Source organism: Microbispora rosea, assembly GCF_044460045.1.
Lineage (GTDB): Bacteria > Actinomycetota > Actinomycetes > Streptosporangiales > Streptosporangiaceae > Microbispora > Microbispora rosea.
Genome location: NZ_JBITJO010000016.1, coordinates 49,776 through 69,731 on the forward strand (window position 1 = coordinate 49,776; position 19,956 = coordinate 69,731).

Genomic DNA, 19,956 nt, shown 5'->3' on the forward strand with positions numbered 1-19,956 from the left:
GGCCGGACACAGGGCCGGACACAGGGCCGGACACAGGGCCGGACTCAGGGCCGGACTCAGGGCCGGACACGGATCGGATCATCCGCCGCAGCAGCCACCGCCGCAGCAACCGCCGCCCGCGCCGCCCGACGGACGGGCGGCGGGAGCCCCGGACGCCCTGCCCGTGACGGCCACGGTGGACAGCAGCTTCACGGTGTCGTCGTGGCCGGAGGGGCAGACCGCCCGGTCGCCGGCCTCCGCCATGGGACGGTTGAGTTCGAACGTCGACCCGCACGCGCGGCAACGGTAGTCATAGCGAGGCATGCGTCCAGATTACGGCCCGGCGCGGCGGACGCGGGCGTCCCGGGGACGCGGCTCAGGCGAAGTGGATGGTCGTGTAGTCGGCGATGGGCCGGTAGCCGAGCCGCTGGTAGATGGAGTTCGACGTGGGGTTGCTCAGATCGGTGAACAGCAGCACCTCGGTGGCGCCGTCGTCCAGTGCCTTCCTGCTGGCCGCGTGGGTGACGGCGCTACCGTACCCGCGCCCGCGCAGATCGGGCGGGGTGTAGACGGGCCCGATCCGCGACATGCCGGCGATCGGCGCGGAGACACCGGCGATGGAGACGGGCCGGTCGTCGTCCTCCCACACGACCAGTTCCTCCCGGTTGACACGGGCGGCGACGACCGGAGTGGGGTCGGCCGTGCGCTCCACGTGTGCCTCCCGCTGGAACTCCCGAATCAAGGAGACGGCCGCCGGCAGGTCGCCGGGGCCCGCGACGCGGGGCTTCCCCGGCGCGGAGGGAGCCCGCAGCGTGCCGAGGCGGTAGAGCCGCTCGGCCCGGCGGCGTGTCTCGGGCCGCCACCAGGCGCCCGCGAACGCCTCGGCGACGGCGGCAGGACCGCCGACCGCGGGCACGTCGTGGTCCAGCTCGATCAGGTCGCGCGCCAGCAGGGGAAGCGCCGCGAGCGGGACGTCGCCCAGCGCGAGCGGATAGGGCGGGGTCTGGCAGGCCGCCCCCGCCACGACGTCGCCGTCCTCCAGCCAGGCCAGCAGGGGATCGACCGTGAACTGACCGCTGCGGATCCCCCGCAGCACGGTCAGCATGACCGTGCTGCGGACGGGATCGCGCAGCAGCCAGGGCTCCGCCGCCGTGGCGTACTCCTCCACGTCGGCGGTGATCGTCCACTTCATGACGGCATCCGTCAGGCCGCCGTCTCCGACAGGTAGGGCGCCCACTGCGGATCGCCGTCGAGTTGCGCGCCGATCAGCCGCCAGTGCGCGCCGTGCGGCACCACGGGGGGCACGCGCAGCGCCCAGCCGAGCTCCTCCAGCAGCCTGTCGGCCTTGCGGTGATTGCACGGCGTGCACGAGGCGACGCAGTTCTCCCAGGTGTGGGGGCCTCCCCGCGACCGCGGGATCACGTGGTCGATGGTCTCGGCCCGCTGGCCGCAGTAGGCGCAGCGGAAGTTGTCCCGGCGCATCAGCGCAGCCCGGGTGAGCGGGATGCGCGTCCGGTAGGGAATGCGGACGTAACGCCGGAGCCGGATCACCGACGGGACGTCGAGCGTGCGGGTGGCCGAGCGCAGGACCGCGCCCCTGCCGTCGCGATGGACGACGTCTGCCTTCTCTCTCAGCACCAGGATGACCGCCCGGTGCAGGGAGAGCGTGGTCAGCGGTTCGTATGTGGCGTTCAGGAGCAGGACTTGGCGCATCAGCCGGCCTCCACAGCGGTCTCGGCTGTGCGCCTGGGTTGTGGCCCCGTCGGTTGGGACCCGGGTGCTTCCGTCACAGGGACCTCCGCCGGACGGCCCAGCGGATCGTCACCACGGCACCGCCCCTCACCAAAGTGTGGCCTTTTCGGCGGCCCCTGCGCCACCCCATAAAGGGTCTGGGGGGTGAACGACCGGGACGCCTGCTGCATCTATGCCCAGCGGTTCACCCCTTTATTCCCGTCTTGGCCGGGTACGGTCGATGTACCGCCGCAGTCGTCCGGCTGATTTAAAGTGCCAGCATGAGCCGAGTGCCGTACCCACCAGCCCGCCGTGACGACATCGTCGACGATCTCCACGGAACGCCCGTCCCCGACCCGTACCGGTGGCTGGAGGATCCGGACGATCCGGCGACGAAGGAGTGGCTGGACGCGCAGGAGACCCTGTTCCGGTCCGCCGAGCTCGAGGGGCGCGACCACTTCCGGGAGCGCATCGCCGAGCTGCTGCGTTCCGGGTCGGTGGGGACGCCGTCCTGGCGCGGCGAGCGCCGCTTCTTCACCCGCCGGGCCCCCGACCAGGAGCACCCGGTCCTGTACGTCGCGGACGGGGACGGCGAGCGGGTGCTGCTCGACCCCACCGCCCTCGACCCCTCCGGCCTGACCACGCTCGACTCCTACCAGCCGGACAAGGAGGGCAACCGGCTGGCGTACCAGATCTCGGTCGGCGGTGACGAGGAGTCGCGCCTGTACGTCGTCGACGTGGCGACCGGAGAGATCGTCGAAGGGCCGATCGACCGCTGCCGCTACTCCCCCGTGGCCTGGCTGCCCGGCGGGGAGGCGTTCTACTACGTGCGCAGGCTCGCGCCCTCGCTGGTCCCGGCCGGCGAGGAGCAGTACCACCGCCGCGTCTACCTGCACCGCCTCGGCACCTCTCCCGACGACGACGTGCTGATCTTCGGCGAAGGCCTGGAGAAGACCAACTACTACGGGGTCTCGGTCTCCCTCGACGGCAGATGGCTGTCGGTCTCCGCCTCGCGGGGAACCGCCCCGCGCAACGACCTGTGGGTGGCCGACCTGGTCGCCTCGTCGCCGCAGGCGCCGGAGCTGATCACGGTGCAGCAGGACGTCGACGCCCAGACCGGGCTCCACTTCGGCCGCGACGGGCGGCTCTACGTCTTCACCGACCTCGACGCCTCACGTGGCCGCGTCTGCGTCACGTCGCCGGAGACGCCCGGCCGTGAGCACTGGCGCGACCTGATCCCCGAGGACGCCGAGGCGGTGCTGTCCGACTTCGCAATCCTCGACGGCATGGACGAGCCGGTCCTGCTCGTCGGCTGGACCCGCCACGCGATCGGTGAGATCTCCGTCCACGCCCTGGAGAGCGGCGAGCGGATCGGCGAGGTCCCGCTGCCCGGGCTCGGCTCCATCGGGGGGATCTTCGAGCGTCCGGAGGGCGGGCACGAGGCCTGGTTCAGCTACACCGACGGCATCACCCCGACCGCGGTCTACCACTACGACGCGCTGACCGGCGAGACCTCGCTCTGGGAGGCGCCTCCCGGCGCGGTGGAGGTGCCCGAGGCGACGACCGAGCAGGTGGTCTACCGGTCCAAGGACGGCACCGAGGTGCGCATGCTGATCACCTCGCGCCCCGGCTCCGGGCCCCGTCCCACCATCCTGTACGGCTACGGCGGCTTCGGGGTCCCGATGAACCCCGGGTTCTCGGCCACGACGCTGGCGTGGGTCGAGGCGGGCGGCGTCTACGCGGTCGCCCAGCTTCGCGGCGGCGGCGAGGAGGGCGAGCAGTGGCACCGGGACGGCATGCTCGGCAAGAAGCAGAACGTCTTCGACGACCTGCACGCCGCGGCCGAGCACCTCATCGCCACCGGCGTCACCAGCCAGGACCGGCTCGCCATCTCCGGCGGCTCCAACGGCGGCCTGCTCGTCGGCGCGGCGCTCACCCAGCGCCCCGACCTGTACGCGGCCGTCGTCTGCCTGGCCCCGCTGCTCGACATGGTCAGGTATGAGAAGTTCGGTCTCGGGGCGACCTGGAACGTCGAGTACGGCTCGGCCGACGTGCCGGAGGAGTTCGCCTGGCTGTGGGGCTACTCGCCGTACCACCACGTGCGTGAGGGGGTGTCGTACCCGGCCACGCTGTTCGCCGTGTTCGCCTCCGACACCCGCGTCCATCCCCTGCACGCGTGGAAGATGGCGGCGGCCCTGCAGCACGCCCAGGCGGGCGACCGGCCGATCCTGCTGCGCAACGAGACCGAGGTGGGGCACGGCGCCCGGGCCGTGAGCAGGTCGGTCGAGCTCTCGGCCGACCAGCTCGCGTTCCTGGCCCGGCACACCGGCCTGAAGGTCGGCTGAGGCGCGGAGGTCAGCGCGGGAAGATGACGGTCTTGTGGCCGTCCAGCAGCACGCGGTGCTCCGCGTGCCAGCGGACGGCCCGGGCCAGCGCCTGGCATTCGAGGTCACGGCCGATCGCGGCGAGGTCCTCGGGCGAGTGGGTGTGGTTCACCCGCGCGACCTCCTGCTCGATGATCGGCCCCTCATCAAGGTCGGGCGTCACGTAGTGCGCCGTGGCGCCGATCAGCTTCACGCCCCGGGAGTACGCCTGGTGGTACGGCTTGGCGCCCTTGAACGACGGCAGGAACGAGTGGTGGATGTTGATCATTCGCCCGGCGAGCTTCGCGCACATCTCCTGTGAGAGCACCTGCATGTAGCGGGCGAGCACGACCAGGCCGGCCTGATAGTGGTCGACCAGCGTGAGGATCTCCGCCTCCTGCCGCGGCTTGGTCTCCGCGGTGACCGGCAGGTGGTGGTAGTCCACGCCGTACGACTGGGTGAGGGGGCGCAGGTCGGGGTGGTTGGACGCGACGCCCACGATCTCGATGGGCAGCAGGCCCGAGCGCACCCGGTAGAGCAGGTCGTTGAGACAGTGGTCGAACCGGCTGACGAGCACCAGCGCCCGCGTCCGCACCGCGAGGTCGAAAAGCTGGAACTCCATGGCGAACTCCGACGCGAGCGAGGCGAACGCGGCCTGCAGCTCGTCGAAGGCGCGCCCGCTGGAGAACTGCACGCGCATGAAGAACCGCTCCTCGACCGGGTCGCCGAACTGCTGGCTCTCGATGATGTTGCACCCCTTCCCGGCCAGCAGCCCGGAGACGGCCGCGACCACTCCGGGCCGGTCCGGACAGGACAGGGTCAGCACATATTCAGCGCTCATGCTCAGATCCTCGACGGGGGACGGTGTCGGCTTCAAGGGTAGGGCCAGCCGGTCGGCGGGCGCGGGCCGGTGGAGACGAAGACGGCGGACAACCGGCCGCCGTGAGCGCTCCCTCGCCTCATCCCGCCTTCTCGTGCCGCTCCAGCGCCGCACGCACGTCGGGGTCGTCGGGGGCCAGGGCCAGCGCACGGCGCAGATCGAGCAGCGCCTCCCTGCCGCGGCCGAGCGCGTCGAGCGCGGTGGCCCGGTTGAAGTACAGCGCCGCGTCCTCACCCAGCTCGATCGCCCGGGTCAGGTCGTCGACGGCGCCCGGCGCGTCGCCGGTCTCGAACCGCAGGGTCGCGCGGTTCGCCCAGGCCGAGGCCAGGCGGGCGTCGGCGGCCAGCGCCGCGTCGAAGGCCAGGGCGGCCTCCGCGTAGCGGCCCGCCTCGGTCTCCAGCTGCCCGAGCACGCCGTGCAGGTGCGCGTTGCCGGGGTCGAGGGCGAGCCCCGCCTCGACGTCGCGCCTGGCGGCCTCGTGCTCGCCGAGCATCTCCAGCACGCCGGCCCGGTTGACGTACGCGTCGAGGTAGCCGGGGTCGAGCTCGATCACGTGGTCGAGGTCGGTGCGGGCGCCGTCCAGGTCCCCGGCGGCCAGGCGCAGCTCCGCCCGGTTGTAGTACGCCTCGGGCAGCGGCGGGCTCACCCGCATCGCCGTCTCGTAGTCCGCCAGCGCCTCGTCCGTACGTCCCATCTCGAACAGCAGGTTGCCCCGGTCGAGATAGTGGTCGGGGAAGCCGGGGTCGATCGCGACGGCTCGGTCGAAGTCGGCCAGCGCCTCCTCCCCGCGGCCCAGGCGCGCGAGAAGCTGCGCGCGGTTGGCGAACAGCACCATCCGGTGCACGGGGTGGGCCTGCGGCGGAAGGTCACGCTCGGCCAGGTCGATGGCCGACCGCACCAGGCCGAGCGCCTCGTCGGCCCGCCCCTCCCGCAGCTCGATCAGCGCACGGCCGTTCTGGTCGAACCCGAGCTTGAAGGCCCGCGTCCGCCGGTCGGGCAGCAGCGTGGAGATCGCTATCGCCTCGTTGATCCAGGCTCTGGCCCTGGCCAGATCGCGCCGCGCCGGATCGCGGTCGCGCGCGTCGAGCATCGCCGTGCCGTACGCGGCGGCGGCGTGCACGGCCGGATCGACGCTGACCCTCCGGGCCTGGTCGTACAGCTCCTGCGCGGGTGCCCGCCGGCCCAGCCCCGCCAGGGCGGTCGCGGTGCGGTGGGTGAAGCGCCACCACAGGTCGGACCCCGGCTCCACCAGCCGCAGGCCGCGCGACCCCAGCTCCACGACCGCGTGCAGAAAGCCCTCGGTGACGCAGTGGTCCACCGCGGCCCACAGGGCCTCCACCGCCGCGTCCACGTCGCCGCCGTGCTCCAGGTGATACGGCACGGCGCCCAGGGCGTGCTCCGCCGCCGCGGGGTGGGCCCTGAGCTCGGCGGCGCGCCGGCCGTGCCGGCGCGCGCGTTCCTCCGGCGGCAGCGACAGGTACGCCCGGTAGGCCCGAGGGTCGTCGGAGGTGCAGTCCGAGGCGACGTAATCGTCGGGCGGCCCGCCCTGGGCCCGCGCCTCCACCAGCCGCGCGCCCTCCCACGTGCCCTCCCCCGGGGGCTCCGCGGAGCCGATGGCCAGCGTCAGATCCGGCACCCGGCGCGCCAGGACGCGCAGCAGCTCGCGGTCGGCCGGATCCGCCTCGTGCAGATTGTCCACGAGCAGCGTCCGCGGCCCTTCGAGGCAGTCGCGGACGAACTCGGCGATCCCGTTGGCGATCCGCAGCGTGCGACGCGGCGCGGGCACCAGAATCCGCTCGTCCTCGGTCAGGCTGGCCTCGATGGTCTGCCGCCGCGCCGGCACCACAGGGCGCAGGCTCGGTGCGACGGCGCGGATCTCGATGTCGTGTTCCGCCACCAGGCCCGGGGAACGCTCCAAGGCGACCGGGACGAGGGCGCGCAGGATCGCGCCACCGATCGTGTACGGACCGCGTAGCCGGCGGTGCCCGTTGACGACGGGCGCCACAGGAGGCGGCACCTCCCGGACGAGCGCGCGAAGGGCCGCCACGCGGTCCCGGGAGAGGTCTCCCCGGACCCAGATGTGGCTCGGGTGGTCCCTCACCCCTTGTGGATCACGCTCGAGGTGCCGCTGAGCTTGGTCGTTCCCGGCTTGCGGATAATGATCTTCTTCATCATGCCTCTTTCCCCACTCTTGCGGACAAGGCACAAGTATTCGCAGGGATCAGCTGTCCGCCAAGGGATGGAAGCATTATCTATCGGGAGAAAAGTGGCGAGACTACGGAATTCAGCTGCTTCTCGATGTAAATCACCACGTTGTCGCCACGTACCTCGCGCCGCAGCTCCCGCCACCCGGATTTGCGGTAGAGCTCCAGCGCGGCGACCTGACGCAGGGTGGTGTCGCCGCGCAACGTCCTGTAGCCCAGCCCGCGCGCCCGATCCTCAAGCTCCTGCGTGATCCGCCCGCCGTAGCCGCGCCGCTGGTGATCGGGGTGGACTCGGAGCCGGCACATCTCGGCCGTGTCGGCGTCGATGCGCCGCAGGCCGCCCATCGCCACGAGCCCCACTCCGGGCACCTCCCCCACCAGGAAGTCGCCCCCGGCGGTCAGGTAGACCTCGGTGATCCGGGGGAAGTCGTCGTCGTAGTAGACGCCGTCACCCGGCACCACGCCCACCTGGGCCAGGCCGATCTGATGGAGGGACCACACCGCGTCGAGGTCGGACCAGCGGTATCGCCGGATCCTCAGCGGCGCGGGCCCGCTCTCCCCGCCTCTCACGGGATCTCCCTGCTCGAGATCTCCCGCCAGCGCGTCTCCTGCCACACGTCCTCCTCGGTACCCACGTCACCCGGCGTCCCGGAGCAGCTCCGGCGGGATCGTGACCCGGCTCTGCTTGAGCATCTCGCAGAAGGCCTGGAGCCGGGGCGAGTCGCCGTGCTTGGCCCTGACCTCCTTCACCAGGTCGTACGCCGGTTTGAGCAGCAGGTCGGTCCGGTAGTCCTTGTCGACCAGCTCGATGGCCTCCTCGCCCAGCTTGAGCGCGGCCTCGACGTCGCCGTCGATGAGCCGGCACATCGCCCGGTCGAACCGGATCAGGGTCTGGTCGAGCAGGTCCTCGTCGGTGTACTTGTCGAGCGCCTGCTGCAGGATCACGTCGGCCTCCACCGTCTGCCCCAGCTTCACCAGGACGTCGCCCTGGTAGAAGTAGAGCTGCCGCTCGGTGTAGCCGAACGCCGGGTCCTCCCGGTCGCTGTCGTTCATCTGCTGGAAGGCCGCCCGCGCACGGTGCAGGGCCCGCTTGGCCTGCTCGACCACCTCGTGCCGCGAGCCGTTGACACCGGCGATCTTCGCCAGCGCCCTCGCCTCGACGACGGGCGCCATGGTCCGCGCCGCACAGGGGGTGTGGCCGGCCAGGTCGCGGCTCTTCTTCGCCAGCGTGAGCGCCTCACGCGGGTCGCCGTAGTAGAGCGGGACCAGCGCCTCGCGGGCGGTGACCCATGCTCGGAGGGCCCGGTCGCCGGTCTCGTCCGCCGCCATCCGGCCGGTGCGGAAGAACGAGCGGGCCATCCGCTGGTCCCCGAGGTCGATCATGATCATCCCCGAGAGCCCGGCCAGTTGGGCGGCCATCCGGCACAGCCGCTCCTGCACGTCGATGGGCTGCCGGCGGTCCAGGGCCTTGCGTACGGCGGTGAACTCCAGCATGACGTCGCAGAGCAGCCGTACGGGCGGGGTGTTCATGTACTGCCGCCCGAAGCCGAACGTGGCCTGCTCCCACTGGTCGAGCATCGCCGGCGAGACGGTGGCGGCGACCATCGTCTCGTCCATCCGCCGGCGGAGGTTCTCCACCGCGCCGAGCACCTCTTCGTTGAGCCCTTCGAGCCCAACCGCCCCGACGGTGCCGCCGGCGAGGAGCTTCAACAGCGTCCTCCGTAGCACGTTCTCGTCCTCCTCGCCCCCGTCCACCGGATGGGTGCCGCCGCCCGACGGGGGCGGCGCACCCCACGGAGCGGGTGAAGTGATGGGTCTGTCCTGGTCTGCTGCCCCGCCACCCGATTCGGCCAGATGTCCGTGGCCGCAGATGCACGGGCTTTCGAACCCGAGGGCCAGGGGTTCCACCCGGTAAACCGAGCACAGGTAGTGGAGATACTCCGGGCCGGGCCGCTTCATGCCCGACTCGTACGCGGACAGTAGCGTCTCACCGATGCCGGGGACGGCTTTTCCGTCCTTCTCGAAGAGAGCGCGTACCTGCTCGATCACATCGGCGAGCGCCACCCCGTGCGAGAGGCGATGCGCCTTGATCCGAGTCGTGCCGAACTGCGGCCCGCAGTCGTTGTGGATTTCCTCGGCGATCTGGGCCAGGCTGCGCCCGGTGGCCAGGCCCCGCGCCCGGATTCGGCGCGCGATCTCCGTCTCCCTGTGTTGCCTGCCGGACATTCCGGCCCCTCTCTCGTGGCCGGCCGCACTCGCAGCCCGTGGTCTCGAGCGGTCCTCGCTTCGTGACGGAGAGTGACTTACTCGTCGCACTCCGACGACACCATAATGATGGACCATAGTTGGCGCAGCCAAGCCCCCAACCTGAACGCGCCGACTAAGGATCGTCTCCCGATAGGGGTTTTCTTTCAACCAACATGGGTTTTCCTCCACCTCAGCGGCTTCTCGCCCTCGTTGACCCGAGCACTTCTGTGAGCCATCTTTGGCGCACCAGAGTGAACAGACGGGAACGCAAAGTACGCATTCCGCCCGCGAACGGAAATGAAGGAGGACCTACGGTGGGGGAGGACGATTTCCGGCGCCTCGAACATCTGGTGGCCGAACTCGATGCGCGAGGTCTGCTCGCGCGAGTCGTGCGCACACCGTCGGGCCGCGCCTACGTACGCGTGATCAACCCCGACGCGACGAGCCTCACGGAGAACGTCGTCTGTCAGGCGGCCGACTACTGGTGGTCCTGGGGTGAGCGGATGCACCGGGCGGACGACCCCGCCGGAGCGGCCACGAAGGTGGCCCGCGTGCTTGCCGCGGTGAGCGAGTAGGGGAAGGCGGCGGCCCCGAGGTGAAAGCCGGCGAAAGCGCAGTCGCCGTGGGCCGCCGCATCCACCGCGGCCTTAGGGGGCGGGCAGGACGCCCGGTGCGGAGCGTGGCCGTCACGCCGCCCCGGTGCGACGGCCACGCTGCGGCGTCCCGCCCGCCCCGACCCGTCCGCGTCTCGCGGGCGGACCGACCGGATCGCCGGTCGCCATGGACCGCCGTCCGGCCCTGTCGAGCAGGTGGGGCCGGGCGGCGATCGGGGGGGATCCCCACTTGGAGAAGGGCGTCGGGCGCGCTTCCGGGTGCGCGCCCGCGTCCTGCCACACCGTCACTGGAGCGTGTCCGGTCCGCCCTCCGCGGCCCCGGACGGGACGCGCTTCCGTCTTCCCCGGCGATGTGACGGAGGCCGGATCAGTCGGCAGTATTGGCTACGTTCAAGAACTGCCGCTGATCCGATCCGGGGGGGATCCACCTCGTGTTACCACTGTCGCCCGCAACGCCCACCCCAGAGCCGACCGTGCCGGATCTCGATGTGATCGGCCAGCAGGTGGCGAAGGCGTGTGACAACAACGACGGCATCTTCTGCACCGTCCTGAACAGCGCCTTTCCGGAGAAGGACTTCCCCGCCTGGGTGCAGCTCGTGGCGGGCATCGTGGACGTGCTGCTGCTGATCGCCCTCATCCTGGCCGGAGCGCTGGTCGTCAGGAACGTCGTGCACCGGCTGATCACCCGGCTCACCGTGCGGGCCAGCGTCGGCGTGCTGCCGGAACGGCTGCGCGGCAAGAGCGTGCTGACGAGCACGGAGGCCGCGGCGGCGATCATGACGGAGCGCCGCAGGGCACGCGCCGAGACGATGGGCTCGGTGCTGCGGAGCCTCGCGTCCGTCGTGATCCTGGGCACCGCGGCATTGATGATCTTCGCGAAGCTCGGGGTCGAGCTGGCGCCGCTGCTCACGAGCGTCGGCATCATCGGTGTGGCGGTCGGCTTCGGCGCCCAGGAGCTCGTCAAGGACTTCATCGCCGGCATGTTCATGCTGCTGGAGGACCAGTACGGCGTGGGCGACGTGATCGACACCGGGGTGGCGGTCGGCACGGTGGAGGCCGTCACGCTCCGCATCACCCGCCTGCGCGACTCCGACGGCAAGGTCTGGTACGTGCGCAACGGCACGATCACCCGGATCGGCAACGAGTCGCAGGGCTGGTCGAGGGCCCTGGTGGACGTGCCGGTGCCGTACGACAGCGACGTGGCGACGGTCCGCGAGCTGCTGAACGGCCTCGCACACGACATGTGGGAGGACCCGGAGTACCGGGACACGGTCATCGTCGAGGAACCGCAGGTCTTCGGCCTGGAGTCGGTGTCGGGCTCGTCCGTCATCTTCCGGATCAGCGCGAAGACCGTGCCGGCGCGGCACCTGGAGGTCGCCCGCGAGCTGCGCCTGCGGGTGAAGCGGGCCTTCGACGAGAAGAGCCTCACCTTCGCCGCCTGACCTTACCGATCGGTAACTGTCTTAGGCTGAAACCGTGACCAGCGAGCAGACCCTGTCCTTCTACGACGCGGTCGGCGGCGAGGAGGCCTTCGAGCGCCTCGTCCGCCGGTTCTACGAGGGCGTCGCGGAAGACCCCCTGTTGCGCCCGATGTACCCCGAGGAGGACCTCAGCGGCGCGGAGGAGCGGCTGCGCCTGTTCCTCATCCAGTACTGGGGCGGCCCGAGGACCTACAGCGAGCGGCGCGGCCATCCCCGGCTGCGGATGCGGCACGTGCCGTTCGTCGTCGACGAGGCGGCACGAGACGCCTGGCTCAGGCACATGGGCGACGCCGTGCGTTCCCTCGGCCTGCCGGCCGAGCGCGAGAAGGAGCTGTGGGACTACCTCGTCTACGCCGCCCACAGCATGGTCAACGCATAAGTAACGGAAGCAGCGGGCAGCCCAAGACTCATGGAAACAACCCCCTGGTGGCGTGATGCCGTTGTCTATGAGATCTACGTCCGCAGTTTCGCCGACGCCTCCGGCGACGGTACGGGCGACCTGGCGGGAATCCGCGACCGCCTGCCGTACCTCGCCGAGCTCGGCGTCGACGCGATCTGGCTGACCCCCTTCTATCCCTCCCCCATGGCCGACGGCGGCTACGACGTGGCGGACTACCGCGACGTCGATCCGTTGTTCGGGTCGCTGGCCGATTTCGACGACCTGGTCGCCGACGCGCACGCGCACGGCCTGCGGCTGATGGTGGACATCGTGCCGAACCACAGCTCGTCGGCCCACCCGTGGTTCCAGAAGGCCCTGGCGTCCCCCAGGGGCTCCCAGGAGCGCGAGCGGTACATGTTCAGGGACGGCGGCCCCGAGGGCGGTGGAAGCGGCCACGGAGAGCCGAACAACTGGCTGTCGACCTTCGGCGGCCCGGCGTGGACCCAGGTGCCCGACGGGCAGTGGTACCTCCACCTGTTCGCGCCCGAGCAGCCCGACTTCAACTGGCGCAACCCCGAGGTGCGGGAGGAGTTCCTCGACGTCCTGCGGTTCTGGCTCGACCGGGGGGTGGACGGCTTCCGGATCGACGTCGCCATGGGCCTGATCAAGGCGGAGGGGCTGCCCGACACCGACCCGGGCTTCACCTCCAGGTCGCCGATCTGGAGCCGGCCGGAGGTGCACGACATCTATCGCGACTGGCGGCGGGTGCTCGACTCCTATCCCGGCACCCGCGTCGCCATCGGCGAGGTCTGGACCGACTCGGCCGAGGACCTCGCGTTGTACGTGCGGCCCGACGAGTTGCACCAGAGCTTCAACTTCGCCTGGCTGGAGGCCCCCTGGTCGGCCACGGCCTTCAGGAAGGTCATCGACGACACCCTCAAGGCCGTCGCCTCGCCGACCTGGGTGCTGTCGAACCACGACGTCGTACGGCACGTGACCCGCTACGGCCAGGGGTCGCTCGACCCGGGGGCCGGTCTGGCACGGGCCCGCGCCGCGCTGCTCGCCATGCTCGCGCTGCCGGGGTCGGCCTACCTGTACCAGGGTGAGGAGCTCGGGCTGCCCGAGGTCACCGACCTGCCTCCGGAGGCGCGCCAGGACCCGATCTTCGCCCGGTCGAACGGCGAGGTGCCGGGCCGCGACGGCTGCCGGGTGCCGCTGCCCTGGTCGGGCACCGAGGCGCCGTACGGCTTCGGGTCCGGCGGGTCGTGGCTTCCGCAGCCGGCGGACTGGACGGACCTCACGGCCGAACGGCAGGCGGCCGACCCGTCCTCGACGCTCTGGTTCTACCGCCGGGTGCTGCAGACGCGGCGGGAGCTGCGCGGCACGCTGCCCGACGCGATCACCTGGCTGGAGTCGCCGGAGGAGACGCTGCTCTTCCAGCGGGGCCGCCTGATCTGTGTGATCAACTGCGGCGAGGGCGCGATCGCGCTCCCGCCCCACGACCAGGTGCTGATCACCAGCGGTCCGCTCGACGGCGCCGCCCTTCCCGCCGACACGGCCGCCTGGCTGCTCACCGGCTGATCCCGCCCCGTCTCCGGACCGGCCGCCGGCTCCGGCCGCCGTGGCCGGTCACGGAGCGACGGCGAAGAACTGCCTGAGATACGCCAGCTCGTCCTCGTCGAGCCTGCGGGGGCGGGCCGCCGTGGCGTCGTAGGCGACCATGACCGTGCGCGCCTCGGCGTAGAGCGTCTCGTCGTCGCGGATCTCGTACGCGAGGGTGAAACGCACCCGGGAGATCTCGGTGACCCACACTTCGACGCGCACGGGATCGGCGCGGAAGGTCAGGGGCCGCCGGTAGTCGATCTCGTGCCGGGCGACCACCAGGTCCTGCCGGCGGCCGTCGATCTCACGGGGCCGCTCCCACAGCATCGACACCCGCGCGTCCTCGAGGTAGTCGAGGAAGCGGACGTTGTTGACGTGGCCGAAGCTGTCGATGTCGGCGAAGCGCACCTTGCGCTCGAAGACGAAGCGGGTCAGCTGCTCTGGAGGATGGCGTAGCTCGGTCACCGGTCAAACCTAACGGGCCTCCGTGCCCCGCCCTGCGGCGGGGCACGGAGGCCCGCGGAAGTGGACTCGCTCAGTCGCGGGTGAGCTTGCGGTAGGTGACGCGGTGCGGGCGGGCGGCGTCCGCGCCCAGCCGCTCGACCTTGTTCTTCTCGTAGTCGGCGTAGTTGCCCTCGAACCAGAACCAGTTCGAGCCCTCTTCCCACGCCAGGATGTGGGTGGCGATGCGGTCGAGGAACCACCGGTCGTGCGAGGTGATCACAGCGCAGCCCGGGAAGTCGAGCAGCGCGTTCTCCAGGCTGGACAGCGTCTCGGTGTCGAGGTCGTTGGTGGGCTCGTCCAGGAGCAGCACGTTGCCGCCCTGCTTGAGGGTGAGCGCGAGGTTGAGCCGGTTGCGCTCGCCGCCGGACAGGACGCCCGCGAGCTTCTGCTGGTCGGGGCCCTTGAAGCCGAACGCCGCGACGTACGCCCGCGAGGGCATCTCGACGTTGCCGACCTTGATGTGGTCGAGCCCGTCGGAGACGACCTGCCAGACGTTCTTGTTCGGTTCGATGCCGGACCTGCCCTGGTCCACGTAGGAGATCTTGACGGTCTCGCCGACCGTGATGGACCCGGTGTCCGGGGTCTCGCCCCCAGTGATCATCCGGAACAGCGTGGTCTTGCCGACGCCGTTAGGGCCGATGATGCCGACGATGCCGTTGCGCGGCAGGTCGAAGGACAACTCGTCCATGAGCAGCCGGTCGCCGAAGCCCTTGCTCAGCTTCTCGGCCCGGATGACCGTCGTGCCCAGGCGCGGGCCCGGCGGAATCTGGATCTCCTCGAAGTCGAGCTTGCGGTACTTGTCGGCCTCGGCCGCCATCTCCTCGTAGCGCTGGAGACGGGCGCGGCTCTTGGTCTGGCGGGCGCGCGCGTTGGAGCGCACCCACTCCAGCTCCTCCTCCAGGCGCTTCTTACGCTTGACGTCCTTCTGGCCTTCGACCTTCAGGCGCGCGGCCTTGGCCTCCAGGTAGGTGGAGTAATTGCCCTCGTAGGCGTAGCACCGGCCGCGGTCGAGCTCCAGGATCCAGCCGGCCACGTTGTCGAGGAAGTAGCGGTCGTGGGTGACGGCCAGGACGGTGCCGGGGTACTTCTCCAGGTGCTGCTCCAGCCACTGCACGCTCTCGGCGTCGAGGTGGTTGGTGGGCTCGTCGAGCAGCAGCAGGTCGGGCTGCTCCAGCAGCAGCTTGCACAGCGCGACCCGGCGCCGCTCGCCACCGCTGAGCTTGGTCACCTCGGCGTCGGGCGGCGGGCAGCGCAGCGCGTCCATGGCCTGTTCGAGCTGGCTGTCGAGGTCCCACGCGTTGCGGTGGTCGAGCGCGTCCTGCAGGCGGCCCATCTCCTCCAGCAGTTCGTCGCTGTAGTCGGTGGCCATCTGCTCGGCGATCTCGTTGAACCGGTCGAGCATCGCCTTGGTCTCGGCGACGCCCTCCTCGACGTTCCCGAGGACGGTCTTCGACTCATTGAGCGACGGCTCCTGCAGCAGGATGCCGACCGTGAAGCCGGGCATCAGCCGGGCCTCGCCGTTGGACGGCTGCTCCAGCCCCGCCATCATCTTGAGCAGCGTCGACTTGCCCGTGCCGTTCGGGCCCAGGACACCGATCTTGGCCCCTGGCAGGAACGACAGCGTGACGTCGTCGAGAACCACCTTGTCACCGTGCGCTTTGCGCACGCGCTGCAACGTGTAGATGTACTCCGGCATGCCTTCAAGCCTAGGGGATCGCACCGGCAGCGCCGTCCGCGCTGCGGGGAGGTGGGGCCACTGGGGCGGCAGGGAGACAGACCCTGTCCCTGCCGAGCTCTTTCGCGCGGTAGAGGGCGAGGTCGGCGGCGGCCAGCAGCTCGATCAGGTCCTCACCGTGGACGTTCATGATGGCCACCCCGGCGGAGACCGTGACCGTGACCGTCGCCTGCTCGGCGGGGACCACCATCCGGCCCACCCGGGCGCGGAGCCGCTCGGCCACCCGCCTCGCCTCGTGCACGTCGGCGCCGGGGAGCAGCACGACGAACTCCTCGCCGCCGAACCGCCCCACCACGTCGTACTCGCGCAGCTGCGTACGGAGGGTGGCGGCCACCTGGGCGAGGACCTGGTCGCCCACCAGGTGGCCGTAGGTGTCGTTGACCTTCTTGAAGTGGTCGATGTCCACCAGGACCAGCGCGAGGGCGTCCCCGGTCCGCTGGGCCCTGGCGATCTCGGTGTCCGCCTCCCGCTGCCAGGCGGCCGCGTTCAGCAGGCCCGTCTTCGGGTCCGTACGGGCCGCGGCCTGGAGCTGGGCGTGCAGCAGGCTTCGCTGCAGCAGCACGACGGGCGGCAGCACGAGCAGCAGCAGCGCCAGGTTGAGGCCGCAGACGACGGCGACGAGCACGCCGAGGCAGAGCTCGACCGCGTCGAGCAGGACGCGCTCGCGGTCCCACAGAACCTCGCCCCAGCGGGTCTCCGGGTCGGACGCGTGCGCCGCGACCGCGATCAGCGCGGTGTTGAGCACCGTGAACAGGACCGCGCAGGCCGCCGCGACCGCGATCGGCTCCCCCTTGCCCGCGGACAGATCCGTGGGGAAGGGGACCCAGCGGTGGAAGACGGCCGAGGCGGACGCCGCCGCGAGCCCGATCGCCGCCGCGCTGAACACGCGGCGGTACAGCACGGTCGCCCGGACCCTGAGCTGGAGCAGGATCTGCATCGGTATGGGCGCGAGCAGGGCGTAGACCGGCGGGAGCAGGAACGCCACCGGCAACCACCAGGCGGACAGCAGGTCACGGGACACACCGGCCGGCATGCCGAGGCGGCGGGTGGCCTCGATGCACACCGCACCGCACACGGTGAGCGCCCCGAACATGGCGAGATGGGGAGCGTGGAACGCGGTCGACTTCGCCAGCACCGCGATCAGGACCGCGTCGAACGCCACGATCGCGCACACATAGGACACGAGGGCGGGCGGCTGGGCCAGCAGCGGCCAGCGGTTTCGCGAGCAGATCGCGCTTCGCGGTCTGGTCGAGGTCTGACCGGTTGCCGTCATCCCGCCCCCCAGTGGCCGAAGCCAATCTCACGATGAGTAACACAATAGTTGCGGAGTGTGCGATGCGCGACGGGAACCGCTACCTTGACACGATGGCCATCTGCATCTGATGGGCTAAACGCGCATCTGCGGCGGATTGCCTGACCCGGGCTTCGCGTCGTCCTGGGGCGGCGGGCAGGCCGGCTTCGCCCACTGAATGCTATGTGGTGCGGGGAAGCGGCGGCAGCGGCAGAGGCAGCCCCGGCAGGCCGTCGATACTGGTCGTGACGTGCTCCTTCTTGTGGAAGTACGCGTCGAGCGACTCGTCGGTCTCGCGTTCGAACCGCGACCCGTGCAGCGGGCGGTCCCCTTCATAGGTCATGAACGGGACGGCGTACCCGCACGTGTCACGGATCTTCTCGGCGGTCACGACGATGATCGCCCGCAGGCCGTGCCTGCTCGGGTCGATGTCCGGGAAGTAGCGCATCAGCCCGGCCCACCGTGGATCGTCGCGGAAGACCGGCTCTCCGCGACCGTGCACCCGCACGATGGCAGGAGGGCCGTCGAAGGCGCACCACATCAGGGTGATGCGGCCGTTCTCGCGCAGGTGCGCGATCGTCTCGGCGTTGCTGCCGGCGAAGTCCAGGTAGGCCACGGTGAGTTCGTCGATCACGGCGAACGAGCCGGTCAGGCCCTTGGGAGAAAGGTTGACGGTGCCCTCGCCGTCCAGCGGCGCGGTCGCGGTGAAGAAGATGTGCTGCGCCTCGATGAAGGCACGCAATCTCCCGTCTATTCGCTCATAGCTCTTCCCCATGCCCCGAGTATGGCCGGGATGATCCCGCAGAACACGGGCGCGGAGGACGCCCGTCACGCGCCCGGTGGGGTTCAGGACGAGAACGCCCGTCAGACGCCCGGCGGGGCGAGCACGATGTCGAATCGCACCTTGCTCCAGGTGCCCTCGATCGTCCGCCCGTCAGGGGTCGGAGTGCCGGCCGGCTGCCGCTCGAACTTTTTAATCAGCGACTCCTTGACTCCGAAGACGGAGTCGTTCCAGCCGATCGGGTCGCCCTCGGGGAAGATGTGCGTCACCAGCGTGCGCCCGTTGTCGTGGCTGACCATGAAGTGCAGGTGCGCTGCTCGCAGCGGGGAACGGCCGACCGCGGTGAGCATCTGCCCGACCGGGCCGTCGTCCGGGATCGGGTAGGGCGTCGGGGTCAGCGCCCAGAACCGGTAACCGCCGTCCTCGGCCGAGAACAAGTGGCCGCGGGCGGTGCGCTTGCCCCCGTCGTACTGCACGTCATAGAGGCCGGCCTCGTCGGCCTCCCAGACCTCGATGCGCGCGCCCGGGAGCGGGTTGCCGTCGGTGTCGGTCACCGTGCCCTCGACCCAGCACGGCTCTCCGGGCGCGCCGAAGGCGACGTCGCCGCCCAGCTCGACGTGCGGGGCGTCCCCGACGAAGAACGGGCCGAAGACCGTCGCCTCGGTGGCGTCCTTGTAGGCCGCGTTGTTGACGTTGATGGTCTGCATCGAGGCGCCGAGGGTGTCCGACAGCAGGATGAACTCCTGACGCACGTCGTCGGTGATGTGACCGGCCCTGGTGAGGAAGTCGATCGCGGCGCCCCACTCCTGCTCGGTCAGCCGCACCTCGCGGATGAAAGCGTGCAGGTGCTTGACCAGGGCGACCATCAGCTCCTTCAGCCGCGGGTCCGGGCAGTCGGCGAAGGAGGCGACGACGTTCTCGACCAGCTTGGCCTCGACGGCCTCCTGCCCGGGATCGATCTCGCGGTGGACGCGGCCCTGCGCGCCGGCCTGGGCCGATCCCGGGTTCACGTGGATGCTCATCGACGCTCTCCTTCCCACGCGGCACGCAACAGCGCGGTGAGGTTCTCTTCGGTCACGAGGGTCGGGTTGCCTGCCGGTAGGGCGGCCATGATCGGCGCGACCGCCTTGGCGATGCCTTCCTCGGGCATTCCATAGTCCTTCAGCGCACGCGGGGCGCCGACCTCCGCCCGCAGCGCCGCCAGCCCTTCGACGGCGGTGGCGGCGCCGAAGGCCGCCGCGATGCGCCGCTCGGCCTCGGGCGCGCTCGGAGCGTTGAAGGCCAGCACATGCGGGAGCACGACGGCGTGGGTCTGCGCGTGGGGCAGATCGAACATGCCGCCGAGCACGTGGCAGATCTTGTGGTGCAGCCCCGAGCCGGCCGACGCGAACGCCACCGCGGCGAGGTAGGCGCCGTACAGCGTCTGTTCGATGCCCTCGATCGCGCCGCCGTCCGCCGCGACGACGGGCAGCCCGGCGGCCAGGGCGCGGACGCCCTCGCCCGCCAGTGCCCGGTCGACCGGGTCCGCCCGCGGTCCCCACATCGAGTCGACGCAGTGGGCCAGCGCGTTGAGCCCCGACGCCACGCTCATGTCGGCGGGCAGCGAGGTGAGCAGCCCGGCGTCGTAGACGATCGAGCGCGGCAGCACCTTGTCGTCGACGCCGGTGGTCTTGGTCCCGCCCTCGGTCAGGCCCCAGACGTTGGTCGCCTCGGAGCCGGCGTAGGTGGTCGGGACGGCGATGACCGGCAGGCCGGTCGTCATGGCGACGGCCTTGCCCAGTCCGGTGGCGGAGCCTCCGCCCACGGTGACCACGACGTCGGCTTCGGCTGCCGCGGCGGCTGTCCGCGCCCGTCCGGCCACCTCGACCGGGACGTGCATGGCGACCTCCTCATGCCGCAGCACGACCGGCAGCCGTGCCGCGATCGGGTCGGCGAGCGCGGCCGCGCGGCCGGAGGCGATCAGCATGGCCCGCCGGGCGCCGAGGAGGGAGACCTCCTCGGCGACCGCCTCCGGCGAGGCGCCGGAGGCGAAGACGACGCGCTGCGGCAGCGTCTCGTGGACGAACCTCATGCCCGCCCCAGCGGCTTCGGCCCCGCCACGCGCAGGGTGCCGGCCGAATCGTCGGGCAGGCTCATCGCACGCCGGGCGATGTACGCGTCGGGGC

The 19,956-nt window shown here is 70.9% G+C and carries 18 protein-coding genes; 5 read left to right on the forward strand and 13 right to left on the reverse strand.

The genetic code is table 11. From position 1 onward, the window contains the following. Positions 1–78: 78 nt before the first annotated feature. From ACIBK1_RS38435 to ACIBK1_RS38445, 3 genes are read right to left on the reverse strand one after another with little or no spacing between them, the layout of a single operon-like run. Positions 79–303: an FmdB family zinc ribbon protein gene (locus tag ACIBK1_RS38435; RefSeq protein WP_030509608.1), complete on the reverse strand. Its 225-nt coding sequence runs from the start codon at positions 301–303 to the stop codon at positions 79–81. 52 nt (positions 304–355) lie between these two features. Beyond that, positions 356–1,171 carry a GNAT family N-acetyltransferase gene (locus tag ACIBK1_RS38440; RefSeq protein WP_030509609.1) on the reverse strand — a complete coding sequence of 272 codons (816 nt, stop codon included), beginning with the start codon at positions 1,169–1,171 and terminating at the stop codon, positions 356–358. Positions 1,172–1,182: 11 nt separating this feature from the next. Next, positions 1,183–1,692, reverse strand: a complete 510-nt coding sequence (locus tag ACIBK1_RS38445) for an HNH endonuclease (RefSeq protein ID WP_030509610.1) — start codon at positions 1,690–1,692, stop codon at positions 1,183–1,185. 299 nt (positions 1,693–1,991) lie between these two features. Between ACIBK1_RS38445 and ACIBK1_RS38450 the strand changes: the two genes are divergently transcribed. Beyond that, positions 1,992–4,055: a prolyl oligopeptidase family serine peptidase gene (locus tag ACIBK1_RS38450; RefSeq protein WP_357314459.1), complete on the forward strand. Its 2,064-nt coding sequence runs from the start codon at positions 1,992–1,994 to the stop codon at positions 4,053–4,055. A 10-nt stretch (positions 4,056–4,065) separates the two neighbouring features. On the opposite strand, the gene purU is transcribed toward ACIBK1_RS38450, so the two are convergent. From purU to ACIBK1_RS38470, 4 genes are all read right to left on the reverse strand, one after another. Next, the gene (purU, locus tag ACIBK1_RS38455; protein WP_030509612.1) at positions 4,066–4,914 is read right to left on the reverse strand and encodes a formyltetrahydrofolate deformylase; all 849 of its coding nucleotides are present in this window, start codon (positions 4,912–4,914) and stop codon (positions 4,066–4,068) included. Positions 4,915–5,032: 118 nt separating this feature from the next. Then, complete coding sequence (locus tag ACIBK1_RS38460; RefSeq protein ID WP_396740543.1) at positions 5,033–7,054, reverse strand: tetratricopeptide repeat protein; 2,022 nt, start codon at positions 7,052–7,054, stop codon at positions 5,033–5,035. A gap of 151 nt (positions 7,055–7,205) precedes the next feature. Beyond that, a complete protein-coding gene (locus ACIBK1_RS38465; protein ID WP_231513994.1) occupies positions 7,206–7,727 on the reverse strand; it encodes a GNAT family N-acetyltransferase in 522 nt (173 codons plus the stop codon). Positions 7,728–7,793: 66 nt separating this feature from the next. Further along, positions 7,794–9,383, reverse strand: coding sequence for a helix-turn-helix transcriptional regulator (locus tag ACIBK1_RS38470; RefSeq protein WP_076435007.1), 1,590 nt, complete (start codon positions 9,381–9,383; stop codon positions 7,794–7,796). Between the two features lie 335 nt (positions 9,384–9,718). On the opposite strand from ACIBK1_RS38470, the gene ACIBK1_RS38475 reads away from it, so the two are divergent. The 4 genes from ACIBK1_RS38475 to ACIBK1_RS38490 all read left to right on the forward strand — a co-directional run bounded on the left by ACIBK1_RS38475 (position 9,719) and on the right by ACIBK1_RS38490 (position 13,459). Further along, positions 9,719–9,979 (forward strand): hypothetical protein, encoded by a 261-nt coding sequence (locus ACIBK1_RS38475; RefSeq protein WP_030509616.1) that lies wholly within the window; start codon positions 9,719–9,721, stop codon positions 9,977–9,979. A 512-nt stretch (positions 9,980–10,491) separates the two neighbouring features. Next, the gene (locus ACIBK1_RS38480; protein ID WP_239105192.1) at positions 10,492–11,460 is read left to right on the forward strand and encodes a mechanosensitive ion channel family protein; all 969 of its coding nucleotides are present in this window, start codon (positions 10,492–10,494) and stop codon (positions 11,458–11,460) included. A gap of 34 nt (positions 11,461–11,494) precedes the next feature. Next, positions 11,495–11,878, forward strand: coding sequence for a globin (locus ACIBK1_RS38485; protein ID WP_030509618.1), 384 nt, complete (start codon positions 11,495–11,497; stop codon positions 11,876–11,878). A gap of 30 nt (positions 11,879–11,908) precedes the next feature. Next, positions 11,909–13,459, forward strand: a complete 1,551-nt coding sequence (locus ACIBK1_RS38490; RefSeq protein WP_396740546.1) for a glycoside hydrolase family 13 protein — start codon at positions 11,909–11,911, stop codon at positions 13,457–13,459. A gap of 48 nt (positions 13,460–13,507) precedes the next feature. On the opposite strand, the gene ACIBK1_RS38495 is transcribed toward ACIBK1_RS38490, so the two are convergent. The 6 genes from ACIBK1_RS38495 to ACIBK1_RS38520 all read right to left on the reverse strand — a co-directional run bounded on the left by ACIBK1_RS38495 (position 13,508) and on the right by ACIBK1_RS38520 (position 19,862). Further along, a complete protein-coding gene (locus tag ACIBK1_RS38495) occupies positions 13,508–13,945 on the reverse strand; it encodes an acyl-CoA thioesterase (protein ID WP_231513996.1) in 438 nt (145 codons plus the stop codon). Between the two features lie 70 nt (positions 13,946–14,015). Next, entirely contained in the window at positions 14,016–15,680 is a 1,665-nt protein-coding gene (gene ettA / locus ACIBK1_RS38500; RefSeq protein ID WP_030509621.1) for an energy-dependent translational throttle protein EttA, read from the reverse strand. Positions 15,681–15,690: 10 nt separating this feature from the next. Then, entirely contained in the window at positions 15,691–16,992 is a 1,302-nt protein-coding gene (locus ACIBK1_RS38505) for a GGDEF domain-containing protein (protein WP_051761997.1), read from the reverse strand. 199 nt (positions 16,993–17,191) lie between these two features. Beyond that, positions 17,192–17,785 carry a pyridoxamine 5'-phosphate oxidase family protein gene (locus ACIBK1_RS38510; RefSeq protein WP_030509623.1) on the reverse strand — a complete coding sequence of 198 codons (594 nt, stop codon included), beginning with the start codon at positions 17,783–17,785 and terminating at the stop codon, positions 17,192–17,194. A gap of 89 nt (positions 17,786–17,874) precedes the next feature. Further along, a complete protein-coding gene (locus tag ACIBK1_RS38515) occupies positions 17,875–18,813 on the reverse strand; it encodes a dioxygenase family protein (RefSeq protein WP_030509624.1) in 939 nt (312 codons plus the stop codon). After that, positions 18,810–19,862 carry a maleylacetate reductase gene (locus tag ACIBK1_RS38520; protein ID WP_396740549.1) on the reverse strand — a complete coding sequence of 351 codons (1,053 nt, stop codon included), beginning with the start codon at positions 19,860–19,862 and terminating at the stop codon, positions 18,810–18,812. Before ACIBK1_RS38520 ends, ACIBK1_RS38515 begins: the two co-directional genes overlap by 4 nt. Between the last annotated feature and the right edge of the window lie 94 nt (positions 19,863–19,956).

What these genes read in the sequence shown, in the direction of transcription:
- ACIBK1_RS38435 (WP_030509608.1), bottom strand. Translation starts at nt 303, where the DNA reads ATGCCTCGCTATGACTACCGTTGCCGCGCGTGCGGGTCGACGTTCGAA.
- ACIBK1_RS38440 (WP_030509609.1), bottom strand. Translation starts at nt 1,171, where the DNA reads ATGAAGTGGACGATCACCGCCGACGTGGAGGAGTACGCCACGGCGGCG.
- ACIBK1_RS38445 (WP_030509610.1), bottom strand. Translation starts at nt 1,692, where the DNA reads ATGCGCCAAGTCCTGCTCCTGAACGCCACATACGAACCGCTGACCACG.
- ACIBK1_RS38450 (WP_357314459.1), top strand. Translation starts at nt 1,992, where the DNA reads ATGAGCCGAGTGCCGTACCCACCAGCCCGCCGTGACGACATCGTCGAC.
- purU (WP_030509612.1), bottom strand. Translation starts at nt 4,914, where the DNA reads ATGAGCGCTGAATATGTGCTGACCCTGTCCTGTCCGGACCGGCCCGGA.
- ACIBK1_RS38470 (WP_076435007.1), bottom strand. Translation starts at nt 9,383, where the DNA reads ATGTCCGGCAGGCAACACAGGGAGACGGAGATCGCGCGCCGAATCCGG.
- ACIBK1_RS38490 (WP_396740546.1), top strand. Translation starts at nt 11,909, where the DNA reads ATGGAAACAACCCCCTGGTGGCGTGATGCCGTTGTCTATGAGATCTAC.
- ettA (WP_030509621.1), bottom strand. Translation starts at nt 15,680, where the DNA reads ATGCCGGAGTACATCTACACGTTGCAGCGCGTGCGCAAAGCGCACGGT.
- ACIBK1_RS38505 (WP_051761997.1), bottom strand. Translation starts at nt 16,992, where the DNA reads ATGACGGCAACCGGTCAGACCTCGACCAGACCGCGAAGCGCGATCTGC.
- ACIBK1_RS38510 (WP_030509623.1), bottom strand. Translation starts at nt 17,785, where the DNA reads ATGGGGAAGAGCTATGAGCGAATAGACGGGAGATTGCGTGCCTTCATC.
- ACIBK1_RS38515 (WP_030509624.1), bottom strand. Translation starts at nt 18,813, where the DNA reads ATGAGCATCCACGTGAACCCGGGATCGGCCCAGGCCGGCGCGCAGGGC.
- ACIBK1_RS38520 (WP_396740549.1), bottom strand. Translation starts at nt 19,862, where the DNA reads ATGAGGTTCGTCCACGAGACGCTGCCGCAGCGCGTCGTCTTCGCCTCC.